Origin of the sequence: Streptomyces sp. P6-2-1, assembly GCF_050613165.1 — a bacterium.
Taxonomy (GTDB): Bacteria; Actinomycetota; Actinomycetes; order Streptomycetales; family Streptomycetaceae; genus Streptomyces.
The window spans coordinates 5968819-5988533 of the sequence record NZ_CP192513.1 but is presented as its reverse complement, the minus strand read 5'-3'; the positions used below and the strand labels follow the sequence as shown (position 1 = coordinate 5988533).

Here is a 19715-nt window from a genome sequence, read left to right as displayed (position 1 = left end):
ATCTCAGTGTCGTACACGGGAGTTGTCGCGCACCACTCATTTTCTGACCTGGGCATCTCGCACGTCCGTCCGAGCACGCGCGATCCGTTGCCCGGTCACCCACCCCGACCACGTGCCCGCCGCATCCGCCGGACACGCAGGCCGAAGCGCTCTTACGAAAGGCCGGCTAGCAGTGCTGCGTTACATCGCCCGCAAAGCAGTCGGCTGGTTTTTGATGATCGTCGTCGCGACCAACCTCACGTACTTCCTCGCCAACGCCTTCCTCAAGCCCGCGTCGAACTACACCGCTCTGCGACCGCCTCGAACTCCAGCCGAGATCAACCACGCCCTGTCGCTGTACAACCTCAACCCGGACAAACCACTGATGAGCCGGTGGTGGGACTGGATATCGGGGATCGTGACCCGCTGGGACTGGGGGCAGTCGCCGACCGGCGGCAGTGTCAACAGCCAGGTGTCCTACCGGATCATCGTCAGCGGCGAGCTGGTCATCGCGTCGACCGTCCTGTCGATCGTCATCGGGATCGCGCTCGGCGTCTACACCGCCTCGCGCCAGTACAAGGCCGGTGACCGGGTGTGGCAGGGGATCTCCGTGATCTCCTTCAACACCCCCTCGGCGGTCGCCTCGCTCGGCGTGGTGGCCCTCGCCATCACGTTCAACCAGCACCTGGGCAGCTCGCTGCCGGTCGCGGGGGCGGAGAGCCCGGACGCCTCGGGGTTCTGGGGCGTGCTCGGCTCGCGGGGCCTGCACGCGATCCTGCCCACGATCTCGCTGACGTTCATCTCGTACGCGAGCTACCACCTGTTGCAGAGGTCGCTGCTCCTCGACAACATCAACTCCGACTACGTCCGCACCGCGCGGTCCAAGGGGCTGACACGGAAGCAGGCCATCTACCGGCACGGGCTGCGGACCTCGATCATCCCCGTCGCCACGCAGGTCGCCTTCGCGATGCCCGCGCTCTTCACCGGTGCGGTGATCACCGAGACGGTCTTCGCCTGGCACGGGATGGGCGAGTACTTCAGCAAGACGATCGGTACGAACGACGTCCACGGTGTCGTCGCCGTCGCCGCGTTCGGTGCGCTCATGACGGCGGTCGGCGCGATCCTCTCCGACCTCGTCATCGTGGCTCTCGACCCCAGGATCAGGGTGAGCTGACATGGCCATCAACATGCCAGGCGTCGGACCCGACGCCGAGGCGGCCCGCACCGACGAGGCCGCGACGCCCGCACCGGGAAAGCCCGGCGGGACCGGCAAGCGGATCTCACCGTTCAAGCTCTACGCGCGGCGATTCGCCCGCAACAAGGGCGCGCTCATCGGAATGATCCTCTTCGTCCTGCTCGCCCTCTTCGCGATCTTCGGCCGGTTCCTGACGCACTGGAACTACACGGAGGCGGACTTCACCGCGCTCAAGGTGGCCCCCGGCGAGTCCGATCACCTGCTCGGCACCAACAGCGCGGGCAACGACATCTACGCGCAGCTCGTGCACGGCCTCGGCCGCTCGATGATCATCGCCGTGGTGGTCTCGCTCCTGACGACGGCCATCGCCGGGCTCTTCGGCACCACCGCCGCCTACTTCGGCGGCAAGGTCGAGCGCGTGATGCTGGGAGTGGTCCACTTCCTGCTCGTGCTGCCCTCGTTCCTCATCATCGCGCTGGTCGGCACGCACTACCGCGGTGACTGGAAGATCCTCATCGTGGTCCTCACCATCTTCGGGTGGATGCTCACGGCGCGCGTCATCTGGTCGCTCGCGACCTCGCTGCGCGAGCGCGAGTACGTGATGGCGGCGCGCTTCATGGGCGTCAGCCCGATGCGCACCATCGTGCGCCACCTCGTCCCGAACATCGGCTCGCTGCTCATCGTGACGTTCACGCTCGGGGTCGCGTCGACCGTGCAGTCCGAGACGGCCCTGTCCTTCATCGGCTTCGGCGTCAAGCAGCCCGACATCTCGCTGGGCGCGATGCTCGCCGACGGGCAGGGCACCCTGTCCACCGCTCCCTGGCTGTTCTACATGCCCGCCGCGCTCGTGGTGCTGCTCACCGTCGCGATGGCACTCATCGGGGACGGCCTGCGGGACGCCCTCGACCCCACCTCGCAGTCCGGAGGCCGCGCATGACCGAGCAGAGCACCCTCACGACCGCTCCGCGCACGGGGCAGCCGCTGCTGTCCGTGCGGGACCTGCGGGTGAGCTTCCCCTCGGAGGCGGGCCGTGTGGACGCCGTCCGCGGCGTCTCCTTCGACCTGCACCGCGGCAAGACCCTCGGCATCGTCGGCGAGTCAGGTTCCGGCAAGTCCGTGACGTCGATGGCCGTCATGGGCCTGCTCCCCGAGTACGCCTCCGTCACGGGCGAGGCCGTGCTCGGCGGGGAGAACCTCCTGGCGCTCGACGACAAGCGCATGTCGAAGGTGCGCGGCAAGCACATCGGAATGATCTTCCAGGACCCGCTCTCCTCGCTGACGCCGATCTTCAGCATCGGCGCCCAGATCGTCGAGGCCCTCCAGATCCACCAGGACATCTCCTCGGCGGCCGCGTGGAAGCGGGCCGTCGAACTCCTCGACCTGGTCGGCATCCCCAACCCGGACCGGCGTGCCAAGGGATTCCCGCACGAGTTCTCCGGCGGTATGCGGCAGCGCGCCGTCATCGCGATGGCGATCGCGAACGACCCCGACCTGATCATCGCGGACGAGCCGACGACCGCGCTCGACGTCACCGTGCAGGCGCAGATCCTCGACGTGCTCAAGACGGCCCAGCGCGAGACCGGGGCCGCGGTCATCATGATCACGCACGACCTCGGTGTCGTGGCGGGCTCGGCCGACGACGTCATGGTGATGTACGCGGGCAAGCCGGTGGAGCGGGCCGGGGTGGACGAGCTGTTCGCGCGCCCCCGGATGCCGTACACGATCGGCCTGATGGGGGCGATACCCCGCCTGGACGACCGGGCCAGGGACGCCCTGACCCCTGTCCCGGGGACCCCGCCGCTCCTGGTGAACCTTCCGGACGCGTGCCCCTTCGCCGCGCGGTGCCCGGTGGCGGAGGACGCCTGCCGGGCGGCGGAGCCCGAGCTGCTGGCGATCGGCGACGGACCAGGGACGAGTACGGGTACGGGTACGGGCGAGGGTGGTGCGGCCGCGGGCGAGAGCCCCGCGCACTCCGTCGCCTGCCGCCGTTCCGCCGAGATCAGTGACGGCGCCATCGACGGTGAACCTGTCTTCCCCGTCCCCGCCCTTCGGGAGCCCGCGGCCGCCGGTGTGCCCCGCGAGGAGCGCCCGAAGGTGCTCGAACTCTCGGGCCTCACGAAGACCTTCCCGCTCACCAAGGGCGGCATGCTCAAGCGGAAGGTCGGCACCGTCTTCGCCGTCAACGGCATCGACCTCGACATCCGCGAGGGCGAGACCCTGGGGCTCGTCGGCGAGTCGGGGTGCGGCAAGACGACGACGCTCCTGGAGATCATGGGTCTCAAGCCGCCGGAGCGCGGCAGCATCTCGGTCGCGGGCAGGAACGCCGCCGATCTGCGCCACAAGCGGGACATCGCCGCGGTCCGCCGTGAGATGCAGATGGTCTTCCAGGACCCGATGGGCGCCCTGGACCCCCGTATGACGGTCTTCGACATCCTCGCCGAGCCACTGCGCGCCGCGGGCGGGCACGACAAGGAGGACCTCAGCGCCAAGATCGCCGAACTCATGGAGCTGGTGGGCCTCGACCCCGAGCACAGGGACCGCTTCCCCGCGGCCTTCTCCGGCGGCCAGCGCCAGCGCATCGGCATCGCCAGGGCGCTCGCCACGAAGCCCAGCCTGCTCGTGCTCGACGAACCGGTCTCGGCGCTCGACGTCTCGGTCCAGGCGGGTGTCATCAACCTGCTGAACGAGCTGAAGGCGGAGCTGGGGCTCTCCTACCTCTTCGTCGCCCACGACCTGTCGGTCGTGCGGCACATCTCCGACCGGGTCGCGGTCATGTACCTGGGGCGGATCGTCGAGATCGGCGACATCGACGCGGTCTTCGACCACCCCAGCCACCCGTACACGAAGGCCCTCATCTCCGCGATCCCGCTGCCCGACCCGGTCGCCGAGCGGGGCCGGGAGCGTGTCCTGCTCAAGGGCGACCTCCCGAGCCCCACCGACGACAGCCCGGGCTGCCGCTTCGTCAGCAGGTGCCCGCTGCACCTCACGCTCCCCGAGTCGCGCAAGCGGCAGTGCCTGGACATCACCCCGGAACTCACGGAGCGGGCCACCCCGGACCACTCCTCCGCGTGCCACTTCGCGGACTCGTCACCGGCGGACCTGACCACGTCCGCCGACGTACCCACTGAAAGGCAGTCATGAGAAAGCTCGTTCTGAGCGCGGTGGCCTTCGCCGCCACCGCGTCACTGGTCCTCTCCGGTTGCGGGGGTGACAGCGACAACAAGTCCGACAGCAAGAAGGACGAGAAGGGCGCCACCTCCGAGGCCCAGGTCCTCACCTCGTACAACCCGCAGCCCGCGAGCAACATCCAGCAGGGCGGCAAGCTGACGCTGCCGGTCGCGGAGATCCCCGACCAGCTCAACGACCTGCACGGCGACACGACGGTGTACGGGTCCAGGATCTCCTGGTTCTACAAGCCGCAGCTGTCCTACAACGACCCCAAGGGCAACATCACCTACAACAAGGACTACCTCACCGACGTCAAGCAGACGGTGGTCGACGGCAAGACCCAGGTGACGTACGACATCAACCCGAAGGCCAAGTGGAACGACGGCCAGGACATGGACTGGACCATGTTCCGGGACACCTGGAAGGCGCTCAACGGCAAGGACAAGGACTACGTCGTCAGCTCCACCGACGGCTACTCCAGCATCGCCTCGGTCAAGAAGGGCAAGGACGCGAAGGAGGCGATCGTCACCTTCGGCAGTGAGTTCGTCTACTGGAAGTCCCTCTTCACCAGCCCCCTGAACCCGCACATCGCCAAGGCCGACGACTTCAACAAGGCCTACATCAGCAAGCCGCACCCGGAGTGGGGCGCCGGCCCGTACACGATCACCAAGTTCGACGCCAAGGGCGGCACGATCGTCTACAAGCCCAACCCCAAGTGGTGGGGCGCGAAGGCGAAGCTGGACCAGCTGACCTACGTGCAGATGGAGGACAGCGCCAGCGTCAACGCCTTCAAGAACGGCCAGATCGACGCCGTCGAGGTGCGCGAGGGCGAGGCGCTCAACCAGGTGAAGGGGGTCAAGGGCACCGAGGTGCGCCGTGGCACCGACACCACGACCAACCTCCTCATGTTCAACAGCACCTCGCCGGTGCTGAAGGACGCCAAGGTGCGCAAGGCCCTCATGGAGGGCATCGACCGCACGCAGTTCGCGAAGATCGCCTTCCAGGGCATGGGCTACACCGAGGGCCTGCCGGGCTCGCTGAGCCTCTACTCCTTCCAGAAGGGGTACCAGGACAACTTCGGCAAGCTCGTGAAGTTCGACGCCGAGCAGGCGAAGAAGGACCTGGACGCGGCCGGCTGGAAGGTCGGCTCGGACGGGGTCCGCGAGAAGGGCGGCAAGAAGCTGGAGGTCACCTACCCGACCGTCAGTGACCGCGCCACCATCAAGGCACGCGCCACCGCGCTCGCCCAGATGATGAAGAACATCGGCGTCAAGCTGAACATCGACGCGCACCCGTCCGCCGACTTCAACAAGATCCTCACGCAGCGCTCCTTCGACATCTTCAGTCTCGGCTTCACCTCCAGTGACCCGAACGGGATGCTCTACATCTGCCAGGTCTTCTGCTCGGACTCCGGTCTCAACCTGTCCCGCTCGGTGCCGAAGAGCATGGACAAGGACATCGAGGCCGTCACCAACCTGCCGACGCTCGACGAGCAGCTGAAGGCCGGTAACGAGATCGAGAAGAAGGCTTTCGCGACCTACGGCGTCATGCCGACCCACAACGGTCCTTCGATCTGGGCCGTCAAGAAGGGGCTCACCAACTACGGTGCCGCCCAGTTCTTCGGCAACTACGGCATCATCGGCCCGCCCGAGCTGATCGGCTGGGAGAAGAAGTAATCCGGTAGCGCAGCACCACTCGTGGCCCCGTCGCACCTCGTGCGGCGGGGCCACGCCGCGTCTCCGCCCAGGCGGCCCCCGGCGGCCTCACCCCCCGAGCCGCACCAGCAACCGCCGCGGCCCGCGCACCCGCACCCCCACCGCCCTCGGCGCGAACCCCGGAGCGAGCGCGAGCCCCCGCAGGCCGAGGAGCGGCGGCAGCCCGTACCGCGCCGTCAGGAGCCCGAGGTCCGGCCAGGGATGCGCGGGTACGGGCACGCTCCCGCCCCGGTACGGGTCCCAGCTTCCCGGGTCCGGGTACTCCACCGGGTCCCAGCCCGCGGCCCCGAGCAGGCACAGCACCCGCTCCCCCGCCGCGACCGCCCCGCCCGGCAGCCGCACCCGCTCCCGCGCCCGCAGCACCAGGTAGGGCGCGGGCGGGTCGTGGCGCAGCGTCTCGGCCCACACCGCGTCGACAAGCGCGGGCTCGTCCCGTACCGCCGCGAGGTGCGCGGGGCGCGTGAGGAGCGCACCGAGGAGCGAGGCGAGCGCGTAGGCGGTGGCGCGCTCGGCGCCCCGCGCCCGTACCGCGAGCGCGTCCGGCAGGGGCAGCGGCGCGGGTCCGCCCGCGCGGCACCAGCGGCGCAGCACCTCGGTGCGGCGGTACGGGAGGCCGAGCGCGGCGCCGAGCGCGACGGCGGGGAGCCAGTCGCAGAACTCCGGTACGAGGTCGGCGCTCGCGCGCGAGCCGAGCCGCCCGGCGAGCACGTGTCCGGCCCGCGCGACCACCCCGGCAACGCGCGGCGGCAGGGCGGCGGCCCGGACACCGGAGGACGCGGAGGGCGCGGACGCGCCGTCCGAGGGCCCGTCGGCGGACGAGCTGGCGGCGGACGAGCTGTCGGAGGGCACGTCGGCGGATGAGCTGTCGGCGGGCACGTCGGAGCGCACGTCGGAGCGCACGCCGATGCCGACGAGGCCCGTCCCGTCGACCAGCCCAGGGATGTCCTCCGTCGCCGCGTCCGCCACGAGTCCCGGTTCCGCGAGTGCGGCGCGTACGTCCGCGGCGCGGCCCACGAGCCAGATCCCGTCGCCGCCCCCGGCGGTCCCCGGCACGCGCACGGGCCCCGGCTCGCGGTGCAGGAGCCGGTAGTACGGGGCCGGATCGCGCGCGACGCGTGCGGCGAGCGAGGCGAGGGCGGGGACGTGGCTGCGGAGCGCCGCCTCGGCAGGGGCCCGTACGAGCGCGCCACCGCCCCCGTCGTCCGCTCCCGCCGCTCCTGGTGCCACCGCCGCCTCCCGTCCCGGCCTCCCACCGCACCACCGGCGGGCCACGCGCGCCACGCCGGGCGGCCGTCCGGGTGAGCGGGCGGGTCTCTGCCAGGATCGGCCCCATGCTTCAGGTCTGTCTCAACGGGGTCCGCTCCCCCGCCACCGGGCGCTGGTTCCCCGCCACGCCGGGCGCGCTCGCCGCCGAGGCGCGCGCCGCGTACGAGGCGGGCGCCGACGACGTCCATGTCCACGCGAAGGACGCGGAGGGCGCCGACTCGCTCGCGCCGGGCGACGTGGCGCGGGTGCTGCGCGCGGTACGCGAGGCGCTGCCGCCCGGTGTCGGCGTCGGCGTGACGACCGGGGCGTGGGCGGAGCCTGACCCCTCGGCGCGGCTCGCGCACGTACGGGCGTGGACGGAGCTGCCCGATCACGCCTCCGTCAACTGGCACGAGCCGGGCGCCGATGAGCTGGCGGCGCTGCTCATGGAGCGCGGTGTCGGGGTCGAGGCGGGGCTGTGGTCGGGGACCGACGGCCCGGCGCGCTTCCGCGCCTCGCCGCTCGCGCCCCGTACGCTCCGCGTGCTCGCCGAGGTGACCGACCCGGAGCCCGCTTCGGCGGCCTCGACGGCCCGCGTCCTGCTCGGCGCCGTCTCACCGGCCCCCGTGCCCGTCCTGCTGCACGGCGAGGACGAGGGGGCCTGGCCGGTCCTCGCGCTCGCGGCGGAACTCGGTCTCGACACGCGCACCGGCCTGGAGGACACGTTGTTCCTGCCGGACGGCACCGCGGCGCGCGGGAACGCCCCGCTCGTACGCGCCGCCCGCGCGGTGATCGAGGGATAGACGCCGCGTCCCCGCCTCCGCACCACAGGCATCACCCACGGGACACCGACCCTGCCGGGCCCAGGACGGGGGAAGGGGGCGGGGAGGGAGCGGCCTGCGGGGGCCGGAGCCCCGTCACCCCGCGGGCGCGCCCGACCTCGCGGGCGCGCCCGCTTACGGTCCCGCCGTCACCCCCGTACGGCCGCGCCCCGGGCCCGGAAGGTGTTGCGGTACGCCTTCGGGGACACCCCGATGACCGTGTGCAGGTGCTGGCGCAGCGAAGCGCCTGTCGCGAACCCGACCTCGCCGGCGATCCGGTCGACGGGCAGGTCGGTGGTCTCCAGGAGGTGGCAGGCGCGACGCACCCGCTGCTGGATGAGCCAGCGCCCCGGGCTCATGCCCGTCTCGTCCTGGAAGTGCCGGGCGAACGTGCGCGGGCTGGTGCCCGCGTGCGCGGCCAGCTCGGCGAGCGACAGGGGGCGTTCGAGGTTCTCCAGGGCCCAGGCCCGGGTGGCCGCCGTGCCGCTGGCTCCCTCGTGCGGCACCGGCTGCTCGATGTACTGGGCCTGGCCGCCCTCCCGCCACGGCGGGACGACGCACTGCCGTGCCACCTGGTTGGCGACCGCGCTGCCGTGGTCGGAGCGGATCAGGTGGAGGCAGACATCGAGCCCGGAAGCGGCGCCCGCCGAGGTCAGGACGTCACCGTCGTCGACGAACAGCACGTCCGGGTTCAGGGCCACGCGCGGGAACATCCGGCGGAACGTGTCGGCCAGCGCCCAGTGCGTGGTCGCCGGCCGCCCGTCGAGCAGTCCCGCGGCGGCCAGTGCGAACGCCCCCGAGCAGATGGAGACGACGCGCGTGCCGGGCCGGATGCGGGCGAAGGCGGCCCGTACGGGGTCCGGCAGCTCCGCCGCGACGCAGGCGTCGTCGTACGGCGGCACGACGACGGTGTCCGCGGTGTCGAGCGCTTCGGGCCCGGACGCGACGGTGACAGTGAAGTCCGCGTTGGTCACCACGGTGCGGTCGTCCGTCGCGGCGCAGGTCACCACCTCGTAGGCGCCGTCGACGTAGGGGAACACCCGGTTCGGGATGCCCAGCTCGAAGGGGTAGAGGCCGTCGAGCGCCAGCACGACGACGCGGTGCGCGGGCGTGGTGCGGGATTCCGCGGGGGCCGGGGCGAGGGATGTGGACGCCATGTCCTTATTCTATCGTTTACTGTCCATCTTGCCATTGCCCAGGTCAGAGCCCCTGTCGCACGCTGGAGGCCAAGAACGGCGCCGTCATGGATCATGACAAAAGGCGCATGGGGAGCCACCGGCGTCCCCGCCCCTCACCCCGCTCAAGGAAGGCGTTTCGATATGGCCAGGCGCGTGCAGTTCGACCGGCTCGGCGGACCCGATGTGCTTCGCGTACGCGAGGTGGACACGGGCTCTCCAGGCGCTGCCGAGGTACTCGTCCGCGTGGCGGCGATCGGGCTGAACCGGGCGGACGCGATGTTCCGCGAGGGCAGCTACTTCGTCCAGCCGTCCTTCCCCAGCTCCCTCGGCTACGAGGCCGCAGGGACCGTCGAGGCGATCGGCGCGGACGTCCCCGGCCTCGCCGTCGGCGATCCGGTCGCCGTCGTCCCCGCTTTCTCGCTCAACGACTACGGCACCTACGGCGACCACGTGATCGTCCCCGCCGCCGCCGTCGTGCCCCGCCCGGCGCACATCGAGCCGGTCACCGCTGCCTCCGTCTGGATGGCGTACCTCACCGCCTACGGCGCGCTCATCGACGAGGGCGGCCTGCTCCCCGGCGACCACGTCCTGCTCACGGCGGCGTCGGGCGGCGTGGGCCTGGCCGCGATCCAGACCGCCCGCCGTATCGGCGCGGTGCCGATCGCCACCGTACGCGGCACGTCGAAGCGACAGGCGCTCCTCGACGCGGGGGCGGCCGCCGTCATCGACACCGAGGCCGAGGACCTGGTCGCGCGCGTCAAGGAGATCACCGGCGGCCGGGGCGTCCGGCTGGCCTTCGACCCGGTGGCGGGCCCCGGGGTCGACACGCTCGCCGAGGCCATCGCGCCCGGCGGCAAGCTGCTCGTGTACGGCGCCCTCGACCCGCGTCCGACCCCGCTGCCGAACGCCGCGTCCTACCCGGACCTGAGCACGAGCATGTTCACGATCTTCCGCGTCACCGGGGACCCCGAGCGGCTCCGCCGCGCGGTCGCCTTCGTCAACGCGGGCCTCGGCGACGAGTCCCTCGTACCGGTCGTCGACCGCACGTTCGCCCTCGACGACGTCGCCGAAGCCCATCGGTACATGGAATCCAACGCCCAGACCGGCAAGATCGTCCTCACTGTCGGCCACGACACGGAAGCGGCCTGATTCCGCTCGCCCCCACCCCTCACCGACCGACAAGAAGGAACCGTATCCATGCGTGCGATCACTCAGAACGCCTACGGAGGGCCCGAGGTCCTCACCGAGACCGAGCTGCCGCTTCCCGAGCCGGGAGTGGGCGAGATCCGCGTCCGGATCGCGGCCGCCGGTGTCAACCCCACCGACTGGAAGCACCGCGACGGCAGCATCCCCTACGACCACGGCCTGCCCGCCACCACCGGCTGGGACGTGGCGGGGACCGTCGACAAGGTCGGCCCGGGCGTCACGATCTTCGAGGAGGGCGACGCCGTCTTCGGGATGCTGCCCTACCCGTACGAGCCCGGGGGCTACGCCGAGTACGCCACCGCCCCCGCGCGTGCCTTCGCGGCCAAGCCGGACAGCATCGACTTCGTCCAGGCCGCCGCGCTGCCCCTGGCCGCGCTCACCGCCTGGCAGGCGCTCAACGACACCGCCGGGCTCGCCCGCGGGCAGCGCGTCCTGATCCAGGGCGGCGCGGGGGGCGTGGGCCACCTCGCGGTGCAGATCGCCCACCACATCGGCGCCGAGGTCATCGCCACCGCGTCCGCCGCCGACGCCGACTTCGTACGCTCGCTCGGCGCCGACCAGGTGCTCGACTACCGCACCACCAGCATCGTCGACGTGCTCAGCGACATCGACGTGGCGGTCGTCCCGCTCACCGGCCGGACCCGCCTCGACTCCCTGCGCGTCGTCCGCCGCGGTGGTGTCCTCGTCTCGCTCCTGGGAGCCGATGAGGAAGCCCTCGCCCTGGCCGCGGAGCGCGACGTGCGCTACCGCAGCATGATGGTCCAGTCCGACCACGCCGGGATGCTCGCCATCGCGGGGATGGCGGCCTCGGGGGCGCTGCGCGCCCAGCTCCACGGGACGCTTCCGCTGTCCGACGCGGCCGAGGCTCACCGCCTCGGCGAGGGCGGGAAGATCGACGGGAAGCTCGTCCTCGTCCCCTGACCGCGCGGGGGCGGAGCCGTCGGCCTCGGCGTGCGGCCGACGGCTCCGCCCCCTCTTCCCGCCGCACTCCCGCCGCCTCCTCCCCCTTTCTCCCCGCGCGCGTCCGCCCTCCCTCTCTCTCCCCCCCGCGTCTGCCCTCCGAACCGGTACGAATCGGCTTGTCGGCGTCCGGCCGCGTCCCGGGCGGCGCGGGATGCTGATGAGCTGGGCGGATGACCCGCATGATCGCCCGCAGCCGGAGCGAGGCCCATCGTTCGGCGACCTCCCTGGAGCTGCTGTTCGACCTCTGCTTCGTCGTGGCCGTCGCCCAGGCCAACACCCGGCTCGTGCACGCCCTCGTCGAAGGCCACCCGGGTACCGGAGTCGTCGGCTACCTCGCCGTCTTCTACGCGATCTGGTGGGCCTGGATGAACTTCACCTGGTTCGCCTCCGCGTACGACACGGACGACGCCCTCTACCGCGTCGTGACCCTGGTGCAGATCACCGGCGTGCTCGTCCTGGCCGCCGGGGTGCCGCGCGCGTTCGACGAGGGCGACTTCACGATCGCGGTCGCCGGATACGTCGTGATGCGGCTCGCGCTGACCTCCCAATGGCTCCGCGCCGCCCACAGCGATGCCGAGCCGCGCGCACGCCGGGTCGCCCGGCGGTACGCGACCGGTGTCACGCTCTGCCAGCTGGGCTGGATCGCGATGCTCGCCCTGCCGGAGGCGGCACGGGTCTGCGCGTTCGTGGCACTCGTCCTGGCCGAGCTGTCGGTCCCGGTGGTCGCCGAGCGGGACCTGGCCCTCGCCTGGCATCCGCACCACATCGCCGAACGGTACGGCCTGTTCACGCTCATCGTCCTCGGCGAGACCGTCTCCGGTGCGACCGTGGCGGTCCAGGAGGCGCTGGACGACCACGACGCGACGGCGCGGCTGCTGCCGCTCGCCGCCGGAGGACTGCTGATCGTCTTCACCGCGTGGTGGCTGTACTTCGCCGTGCCCATCCACACCTACCTGGTCTCGAACAGGCAAGGCTTCCTGTGGGGCTACGGTCACTTCGTGGTCTTCGCGTCCGCGGCCGCCATCGGGGCCGGGATGGAGGTCGCCGTCGAGGAGACGGCGGGCGAGGCGCACGTGTCCGAACGGGCCGCGGCGGCGGCAGTGACCGTACCCGCCGCCGCGTTCCTCTTCGTGGTGTGGCTCCTGCACTCCCGGCACTTCAAACGCACTCTTGCCCAGCAACTCACCATGCCGACAGGCGCGTTGGCGATTCTGCTGTGCACGTTCGCGGGGCCGGCCGCGATCCCGGCCGCCGGGGTGGCGGCCGTGCTCACGCTGGCCGCGGGCTCCGTGCTCATGCGGCGCGGCCCGGAGGGCTCATGAGCGGGCGGCGCCCGCCCCCGCCACTACTTCGCGTCCCCCTCGAACCGCGGCCGGTCCCCGGAGGTCCCGACCCAGTCCTGGGCCCGGCGCCGCCACACCTCGGCGGACGGCTCGATGCCCGAGGGGTCGTCGAGGGTTCCGGCCTTGACGATCAGGAGATCGGGCCGCTCGTGCAGGACGGTGAAGACGGGCGTGCCGCAGTCGCCGCAGAAGAGCCGGTCGCGCGGGTTGCCGTTCTCCGTTCCCGTGGTCCGGAACGCCTTGGGCGCACCCTTGATCTCCAGGGACTCACGCGCGACCAGGACGTTGACCGAGAAGGCCGAGCCGGTGTGGCGCTGGCAGTGGCCGCAGTGGCACACGACGACGGCTTCGGGCCGCGCGTCGAACCGGTAGCTGATCGATCCGCACAGGCAGTGGCCGGTTCGGGTACGGAGGTCGGTCGCCGCAGGGGTGGTGCTCATCTCTTGTTTCGCTTTCTCGTGGATTGCCGGGTCCCGTGGATTGCCGGGCCCGTGGATCGCCGGGCCCGGGCACTACCGGGCCTGGTGCCGCCCGGCCGGGCGGTGCCGCACGGTGGCGGCACGTCTGGCGCCCTCAGCCTTCCGGCGGGAAGGCGTGCTTCCTGCCGCCGATGACGGTGAGGGCGGAGGCGAGGAGGAGGATCAGGGCCGCCCAGGTCAGCGAGACGGCGCCCAGCCCCGCGATCAGCAGGCCGCCGATGAGGCTGCCCACCGCGATGGAGGCGGAGAACACGCTGATGGTGATCGACTGGGCGACGTCCGCGGCCTCCTGGGTGGCGTTGATGGCCGCCCCGATGAAGAGGCTCGGGGAGCTGCCGAACGCGAAGCCCCACGCGGCGACCGCCACGTAGACCAGGACCGGGACCCCGGACAGCGCGCCCAGGACGAGCGCGGCGGCGCCGAACACGACGGCGCTGCTCACGGTGAGCTTGCGCAGGTGCCTGTCGATGTGCGCGCCGACGACGAGGACGCTCAGCACGGACGTGACGCCGAAGGTGAACAGCACCCACCCGGTCTGGCCGCCCATGCCCACCGAGGAGAGCAGGTCCGTGATGTACGTGTAGAGGAGGTTGTGCGCGACCATGTACGTCGTCAGCGCGAACAGGATGGTCCGCAGGCCGGGGATGACGAGGGCCTGCGCGAGCGTGAACCGGCTCTCGACGGGCTGCCCCGGCAGGTTCGGGACGGCGGCCAGTACCCAGATCATGGACAGCAGGGTGACGGCGGCCGCTGCGTGGAAGGCGAGCGCCCAGCCGCCGATGCCGCTGAGCAGCGTGCCCAGCGGGATGCCGAGCGCCAGGCCGATCGGCGTGCCGGCGAGTGCGATGGCGATGGCACGGCCCTGCCGCCCCTCGGGAGCGAGGCGCGCGGCGTACCCGCCGAGCAGCGGCCAGATCAGCCCGGTCCCCAGGCCCGCGACGAAGCGCAGAAGCATGGTCAGCGCGTAATCCCCGGAGAGCGCGGTGAGCGCGTTCATCACGGCGACGACGGCCAGGGCGAGCAGCAGGACGTGCTTGCGCCGCCAGGTGGCCGTCGCGCGGGCGAGCGGGATGGCGCCCAGTGCGGTGGCCAGGGCGTAGAGGGTGACGGTCTGGCCGGTCAGGGAGACGCTCGTACCCAGCGTGCGGCTCATCTCCGGCAGCAGACCGGCCGGGAGGCACTCGGTGAGGATGCTGATGAAACCGGCCAGGAACAGCCCGAGGAGGGCCTTGACCGGGAGACGGCCCCGAGGCGCGGGCGCCGCGCCTGATGCCGGGCGGGGGGAGGGGGCGAGGGTGTCTGTCATGGCGTCTTCCAAGCGCGGTCGGTCGTGGCGTTTCCCGCGGCGGGCGTGAGCCCGTGGGAGTGGGGTGTCCGGGGGCGGGGCCCGACCGGACACTGCGAGAGTCCGCCCAGCGCGCGGGTTCAGCCAGACACCCCCTTCGTCCACGTTTCGTGGAGCTATCACTGGCAGGGACAGGCTTGGCGGCGCGAACCGCGCCATACTCGGCACATGCCACGCCACGACGCCCGTACCGCCGCGGCCGCAGCCGCGCGAACGGCCCCGCGACGAGAGCCCCAGGAGGAACAGGAGGGTGTCGACGCGCGCGCGGAACTGAGCGAGTTCCTGCGTACTCGCAGGGACCGCCTCAAGCCGGCCGACGTCGGGCTGGCCGACTACAGCAGACGCCGTCGCGTGCCCGGGCTGCGCCGCGAGGAGCTGGCCCACCTGGCGGGCGTCTCGGCCGCGTACTACACCCGGTTCGAGCAGGGCAACGCCCGCAATGTCTCCCGCGAGGTGATCGACGCCATTTCCCGCGTGCTGAGACTCTCCGACCCCGAGCACGCCCACCTGCTGCGCCTGGCTCAGGCGGGCAGGACGGGGCAGCGCCCGAAGGCGCCGCGCCAGCGGGTCAGGACCGAGTTGCGGGAGATGCTGGCGGCGATGGAGGGCATGCCCGCCTACATCTGGGGGCGGCGCAGCGATGTCCTGGCGTGGAACCGGACCGCGGGCGCTCTCTTCGGGGACTGGGACACGCGCACCCCGCGGGAGCTGAACTGGGGCCGGATCTTGTTCCTCGACCCGGCCTCGCGGAAGCTGTTCGTGGACTGGGAGACCACGGCGTACGACGTCGTGCGGCAGCTGCGGCTCGGAGCGGGCAAGTACCCGGACGACGCGCTCCTGGCCTGCCTGATCGACGAACTCGCCGCGGAGAGCGAGGACTTCCGCAGGCTGTGGGCGGCGCACGACGTCAAGGGCTACACCCACGGGGACGTGCCCCTCTCCCATCCCGTGGTGGGGGAGCTGACACTGCGCTACCAGAGCTTCGCGGTCGCCGACGACCAGGAGCAGTACCTGACCACGTACCACGCCGCCCCCGGCTCACCGTCCGAGCGGACGCTGCGGTCACTGGCCGACTGGAGTGCCGGGGCGGCCCAGGAGCACCCCGCCGGGGAACCGGCCGACTAGCCTCCGGCCGCTCGTGCTGTCCGTGAGGTACGCGCGGACCGCCGCCGCCGTCCCGGCACCCTCGGCGCGGGCGCGCGGGCGCGCGGGCGCGCGGGGGCCCGCGGCGTGGCGTGGTCCCCCGCGCGCCCGCCGGTCCCGGGACCGGGCGGGCACCCCGGCCAGGCGCGGCCCGGCGGCGGGCCTGCCACTGCCTGCCGTGTCCGCCCGGTGGCAGACCAGGGCACCGCGCCACCCCTGCCCGACGCCCCCGCGCCCCCGCACCCCCGCGTAGAACCGCCCACCCGGCCCGGGGCCACTACCCTCGCCCCATGCTGACCCTCGGAATCCCCGTCATCGGCGTCGCCGACCTCCCCCGCGCGGTCGCCTTCTGGACCTCGGCGCTCCCCCTCGTCGAGAGCGAGGAATGGCGGAGCGACACCTGGAGCACCCTGCGCCACGCGGACGGTTCCGGCCGCGCACTCGGCCTGATGCTCAGCCAGTCCCCGCCGGAGCCCCGCCCCCGCATCCACCTGGACCTCTTCACGGAGACCCCCGAGGAGCAGTCCGCCGAGGTCGCCCGCCTCCTCACCCTCGGCGCCCACCGCGTCGACTGGCCCCTGTACCCGGAGAACCCCGACTTCGTCGTCCTGTCCGACCCGGACGGCAACCTCTTCTGCGTCGTGGACCTGAGCCGGGCGCCCAGCGGGGGCTGACGGCCGCGCCGTGCGGAACGCGGGCTGCGGCCGCCGGTGCCCCCGCCCCGACCCGCCCCACCCCGGCCCCGTCCCCGGCAGAGCGCCCCCGACACAGCGCCCCCGCCCGAAAACGCCGCGAATCCCGTGGATCTGCGCCACGATGGACACCGAGCGTCACCGACCGGCCTCAGCCGGGCGCCGCCCCGGCCGCGGCCGGTCCCGGGCGGTCCCCGTCCCTCCCCCGACCAAGGAGATCCGGTGCAGTTCTCAGTGTGGGCCCCGCAGGCGAAGCAGCTCCGCCTCCAGGTGGAGGACGCGGCGCACGGAATGGAGCGCGACCCCACCCGCCCCGGCTGGTGGACGGCCGAGGCGGAAGCCGGGCAGGGCACGCGGTACGGGTACGTCGTGGACGGCGCGGGCCCGTACCCCGACCCCCGCGCGCGCCGCCAGCCGGACGGGCCCGACGGGCTCAGCGCCGTCGTCGACCAGGGCGCGTACGTGTGGCGGCACCCGGAGTGGACCGGGCGCGGGCTCCCCGGCGCGGTGCTCTACGAGATGCACGTCGGCACGTACACGCGCGAAGGCACCTTCGACGCGGCCGCCGAACGGCTCCCGCACCTCGCGGAGCTGGGCGTCACGCACGTCGAGCTGATGCCGGTCTGCCCCTTCCCCGGCACGTGGGGCTGGGGGTACGAGGGCGTGTCGCTGTGGGCCGTGCACGAACCGTACGGCGGTCCCGACGGGCTCAAGCGGTTCGTGGACTCGGCCCACGGGCTCGGCCTCGGCGTCGTGCTCGACGTCGTGCACAACCACTTCGGCCCCTCGGGGAACTACCTCCCGCTCTTCGGCCCCTACCTGACGGACCGCCACAGCACCCCGTGGGGCGCCGCCGTGAACCTCGACGCGCCGGGCTCGGACGAGGTGCGCGCGTACCTGCGCGAGAGCGCGCTCGCGTGGCTGCGCGACTACCGGATCGACGGGCTGCGCCTCGACGCCGTGCACGCGCTGCGCGACGAGCGCGCGCTGAGCTTCCTGGAGGAGCTGTCGGGCGCGGTCGCGGAGCTGGCCGAGTCGACGGGCCGCCCGCTCTTCCTCGTGGCCGAGTCCGATCTCAACGACCCGCGTGTCGTCACGCCCCGTACGGAGCACGGCCTCGGCATCGACGCGCAGTGGAACGACGACTTCCACCACGCGCTGCACGCGACGCTCACGGGCGAGGCGCAGGGCTATTACGCGGACTTCGCGCGCGAGCCGTACGCGGCCCTCGCCAAGACGCTGACCGGCGCGTTCTTCCACGACGGCACGTACTCGTCCTTCCGCGGCCGCCACCACGGCCGCCCCGTGGACCGCGCGCACGCCTCGGCGCACCGCTTCCTCGGCTACTCCCAGACGCACGACCAGGTCGGCAACAGGGCGCGCGGCGACCGCCTGAGCGCCCAGCTGGAGCCCGGCGTACTGGCCTGCGCGGCGGCGCTCGTCCTCGCCTCCCCCTTCACGCCGATGCTGTTCATGGGCGAGGAGTGGGGCGCGTCGACGCCGTGGCAGTTCTTCACGGACCACACCGACCCCGAGCTGGCGGAGGCGGTGCGGCGCGGGCGCAGGCGCGAGTTCGCCGAGCACGGCTGGGCCGAGGAGGACATCCCCGACCCGCAGGACCACGCGACGCGCGAGGCCTCGGTCCTGGACTGGGCCGAGCTGGCCGAGGAGCCGCACGCGCGCCTCTTCGCCTGGTACCGCAGGCTCATCGAGCTGCGCCGCACGCGCCCCGACCTCCAGTCCCCCGACCTGACGGCCGTGAAGACGGCGTACGACGCGGAGGCGGGCTGGTTCGCCGTGCGGCGCGGGGACGTGCGGCTCGCGGTGAACCTGGGAGCCGACCCCGTCGACGTACCGGTCGAGCCGGGCCCGGTGAAGGTCCTCGCGGCGTGGGAGGACGTCGCGGAGCCCGACGGCTCGGGGACGGTGACCGTGCCCGGGCGCTCCTGCGTGGTCCTGGCCGAGGAGGCGTGAGCGGGACGGCGTGCGCGGGGCGGCTGAGCGGGGCGGCGTGAGCGCGGTCCGCGTGCGCGGGGGCGGTACGGGGCGGGGCGCGCCCGGCGTGCCCCGTGCCGCCGCAGGACGGCCCGTCAGTGCACGACGGCGAGGTCCCTGGACGTCTTGTTGAGGCGCTCGCCGCCGGTCTCCGTCACCGTCACGATGTCCTCGATACGGACGCCGAAGCGGCCGGGGAGGTAGATCCCCGGCTCGACGGAGAAGCACATCCCCGGCACCAGCTCCTGCGCCTCGCCCTCGATCATGTACGGGGGCTCGTGCGTCGTGACGCCGATGCCGTGCCCGGTGCGGTGGATGAAGTACTCGCCGTACCCGGCCTCCTCGATGACGGCGCGCGCCGCGCGGTCGATGTCCTGGCACGTCGCCCCGGGGCGCACGGCCGCGCACCCGGCCTCCTGCGCGCGCCGCACGATCTCGTGCACCTCGCGGACCTCGGCCGAGGGCTCGCCGACGCTCACGGTACGGGTCGTGTCGGAGCCGTACCCGTGCTTGAGCCCCCCGAAGTCGAGGACGACCGTGTCGCCCTCCTCGATGACCCGCTCGCCCGCCTCGTGGTGCGGGTTCGCGCCGTTGGGACCCGAGCCGACGACGGTGAAATCGACCTGCGAGTGCCCGTGGCCGAGGAGCAGCGCGGCGAGATCCGCGGCCACCTCGTTCTCGCGGCGCCCGGCGAAGCGCGTGCTCTTGATCTCCTCGTACGTGGCGTCGGCGGCCTCCGCCGCGGCCGCGAGCCGGGCCAGCTCCGCTTCGTCCTTGACCGCGCGGAGCATGGGAAGCGCACTGGTCAGCGCGTCGAAAGTGGTACGGGGCAATGCGCGCTGGAGGCTGAGCAGGTGCAGCGCCCAGGCGTTGTCGCTGATGCCGAGGCGGCCGCCGAGCGGGAGCAGCGGGACGACGAGCCGGTAGGGGTCCTGCCCGTCGCGCCAGGCCTCGAAGGTGAGCGCCCCGGCGCCCGGGGCCTCCTCGGCGTCCGGCGCTTCGAGCGCGGGCACGACGAGCACGGGCGAGCGCCCGGCGGCGAGGACGAGCAGCGTGGCCCGCTCGGTCACGGCGGGCACCCGGTAGCCGGTGAGCCACTCCATGTCCGGGCCGGGCGTCACGACGAGCCCGTCGAGCCCGGCCGCCTGCGCGTCCCCGGCCGCCCGCCGCATGCGGCTCTCGTACTCGGCGGGGGTGAAGGGGTCGGGGGTCTCGGTCGCCATCGGCTCGCCTTTCGCGGTACGGGTA

At 72.6% G+C, this 19715-nt stretch carries 16 protein-coding genes; 11 read left to right on the top strand and 5 right to left on the bottom strand.

The annotated features are described in order from the left end of the window. Positions 1-172: 172 nt before the first annotated feature. From ACQYWQ_RS25290 to ACQYWQ_RS25275, 4 genes are read left to right on the top strand one after another with little or no spacing between them, the layout of a single operon-like run. Positions 173-1153, top strand: a complete 981-nt coding sequence (locus ACQYWQ_RS25290) for an ABC transporter permease (protein WP_431037729.1) — start codon at positions 173-175, stop codon at positions 1151-1153. Position 1154: 1 nt separating this feature from the next. After that, positions 1155-2111, top strand: a complete 957-nt coding sequence (locus tag ACQYWQ_RS25285; RefSeq protein WP_431037728.1) for an ABC transporter permease — start codon at positions 1155-1157, stop codon at positions 2109-2111. Continuing rightward, the gene (locus tag ACQYWQ_RS25280; RefSeq protein ID WP_431037726.1) at positions 2108-4315 is read left to right on the top strand and encodes a dipeptide ABC transporter ATP-binding protein; all 2208 of its coding nucleotides are present in this window, start codon (positions 2108-2110) and stop codon (positions 4313-4315) included. Before ACQYWQ_RS25285 ends, ACQYWQ_RS25280 begins: the two co-directional genes overlap by 4 nt. Further along, positions 4312-6018 (top strand): ABC transporter substrate-binding protein, encoded by a 1707-nt coding sequence (locus tag ACQYWQ_RS25275; protein WP_431037725.1) that lies wholly within the window; start codon positions 4312-4314, stop codon positions 6016-6018. The genes ACQYWQ_RS25280 and ACQYWQ_RS25275 overlap by 4 nt, the downstream gene beginning before the upstream one ends. 87 nt (positions 6019-6105) lie before the next feature. On the opposite strand, the gene ACQYWQ_RS25270 is transcribed toward ACQYWQ_RS25275, so the two are convergent. Further along, complete coding sequence (locus tag ACQYWQ_RS25270) at positions 6106-7284, bottom strand: cytochrome (RefSeq protein WP_431037724.1); 1179 nt, start codon at positions 7282-7284, stop codon at positions 6106-6108. A gap of 104 nt (positions 7285-7388) precedes the next feature. Here ACQYWQ_RS25270 and ACQYWQ_RS25265 point away from each other — a divergent pair, with 104 nt between their 5' ends. Next, on the top strand, positions 7389-8105 hold the full coding sequence (locus ACQYWQ_RS25265; protein ID WP_431037723.1) for a 3-keto-5-aminohexanoate cleavage protein: 717 nt from the start codon (positions 7389-7391) through the stop codon (positions 8103-8105). A gap of 167 nt (positions 8106-8272) precedes the next feature. Here ACQYWQ_RS25265 and ACQYWQ_RS25260 read toward each other — a convergent pair whose 3' ends face one another. Continuing rightward, positions 8273-9280, bottom strand: coding sequence for a GlxA family transcriptional regulator (locus ACQYWQ_RS25260; protein WP_431037721.1), 1008 nt, complete (start codon positions 9278-9280; stop codon positions 8273-8275). Positions 9281-9442: 162 nt separating this feature from the next. Between ACQYWQ_RS25260 and ACQYWQ_RS25255 the strand changes: the two genes are divergently transcribed. The 3 genes from ACQYWQ_RS25255 (at position 9443) to ACQYWQ_RS25245 (ending at position 12792) form a co-directional block, all read left to right on the top strand. Next, on the top strand, positions 9443-10450 hold the full coding sequence (locus ACQYWQ_RS25255) for a zinc-dependent alcohol dehydrogenase family protein (protein WP_431037720.1): 1008 nt from the start codon (positions 9443-9445) through the stop codon (positions 10448-10450). Between the two features lie 48 nt (positions 10451-10498). Continuing rightward, positions 10499-11428 carry an NADP-dependent oxidoreductase gene (locus tag ACQYWQ_RS25250; RefSeq protein WP_431037718.1) on the top strand — a complete coding sequence of 310 codons (930 nt, stop codon included), beginning with the start codon at positions 10499-10501 and terminating at the stop codon, positions 11426-11428. A 212-nt stretch (positions 11429-11640) separates the two neighbouring features. Further along, positions 11641-12792, top strand: a complete 1152-nt coding sequence (locus ACQYWQ_RS25245; protein ID WP_431037717.1) for a low temperature requirement protein A — start codon at positions 11641-11643, stop codon at positions 12790-12792. A gap of 23 nt (positions 12793-12815) precedes the next feature. Here the strand turns inward: ACQYWQ_RS25245 and ACQYWQ_RS25240 are convergent, their stop codons facing one another. After that, the gene (locus ACQYWQ_RS25240; RefSeq protein ID WP_431037716.1) at positions 12816-13253 is read right to left on the bottom strand and encodes a GFA family protein; all 438 of its coding nucleotides are present in this window, start codon (positions 13251-13253) and stop codon (positions 12816-12818) included. A 133-nt stretch (positions 13254-13386) separates the two neighbouring features. Continuing rightward, the gene (locus ACQYWQ_RS25235; protein ID WP_431037714.1) at positions 13387-14598 is read right to left on the bottom strand and encodes an MFS transporter; all 1212 of its coding nucleotides are present in this window, start codon (positions 14596-14598) and stop codon (positions 13387-13389) included. 207 nt (positions 14599-14805) lie between these two features. Here ACQYWQ_RS25235 and ACQYWQ_RS25230 point away from each other — a divergent pair, with 207 nt between their 5' ends. The 3 genes from ACQYWQ_RS25230 to treZ all read left to right on the top strand — a co-directional run bounded on the left by ACQYWQ_RS25230 (position 14806) and on the right by treZ (position 18446). Continuing rightward, positions 14806-15762 (top strand): helix-turn-helix domain-containing protein, encoded by a 957-nt coding sequence (locus ACQYWQ_RS25230; RefSeq protein ID WP_431037711.1) that lies wholly within the window; start codon positions 14806-14808, stop codon positions 15760-15762. A 308-nt stretch (positions 15763-16070) separates the two neighbouring features. Further along, entirely contained in the window at positions 16071-16454 is a 384-nt protein-coding gene (locus ACQYWQ_RS25225; protein ID WP_431037709.1) for a VOC family protein, read from the top strand. A 36-nt stretch (positions 16455-16490) separates the two neighbouring features. Next, the gene (gene treZ / locus ACQYWQ_RS25220; protein WP_431037707.1) at positions 16491-18446 is read left to right on the top strand and encodes a malto-oligosyltrehalose trehalohydrolase; all 1956 of its coding nucleotides are present in this window, start codon (positions 16491-16493) and stop codon (positions 18444-18446) included. A gap of 116 nt (positions 18447-18562) precedes the next feature. Here the strand turns inward: treZ and ACQYWQ_RS25215 are convergent, their stop codons facing one another. Beyond that, positions 18563-19690: an aminopeptidase P family protein gene (locus ACQYWQ_RS25215; protein ID WP_431037705.1), complete on the bottom strand. Its 1128-nt coding sequence runs from the start codon at positions 19688-19690 to the stop codon at positions 18563-18565. Between the last annotated feature and the right edge of the window lie 25 nt (positions 19691-19715).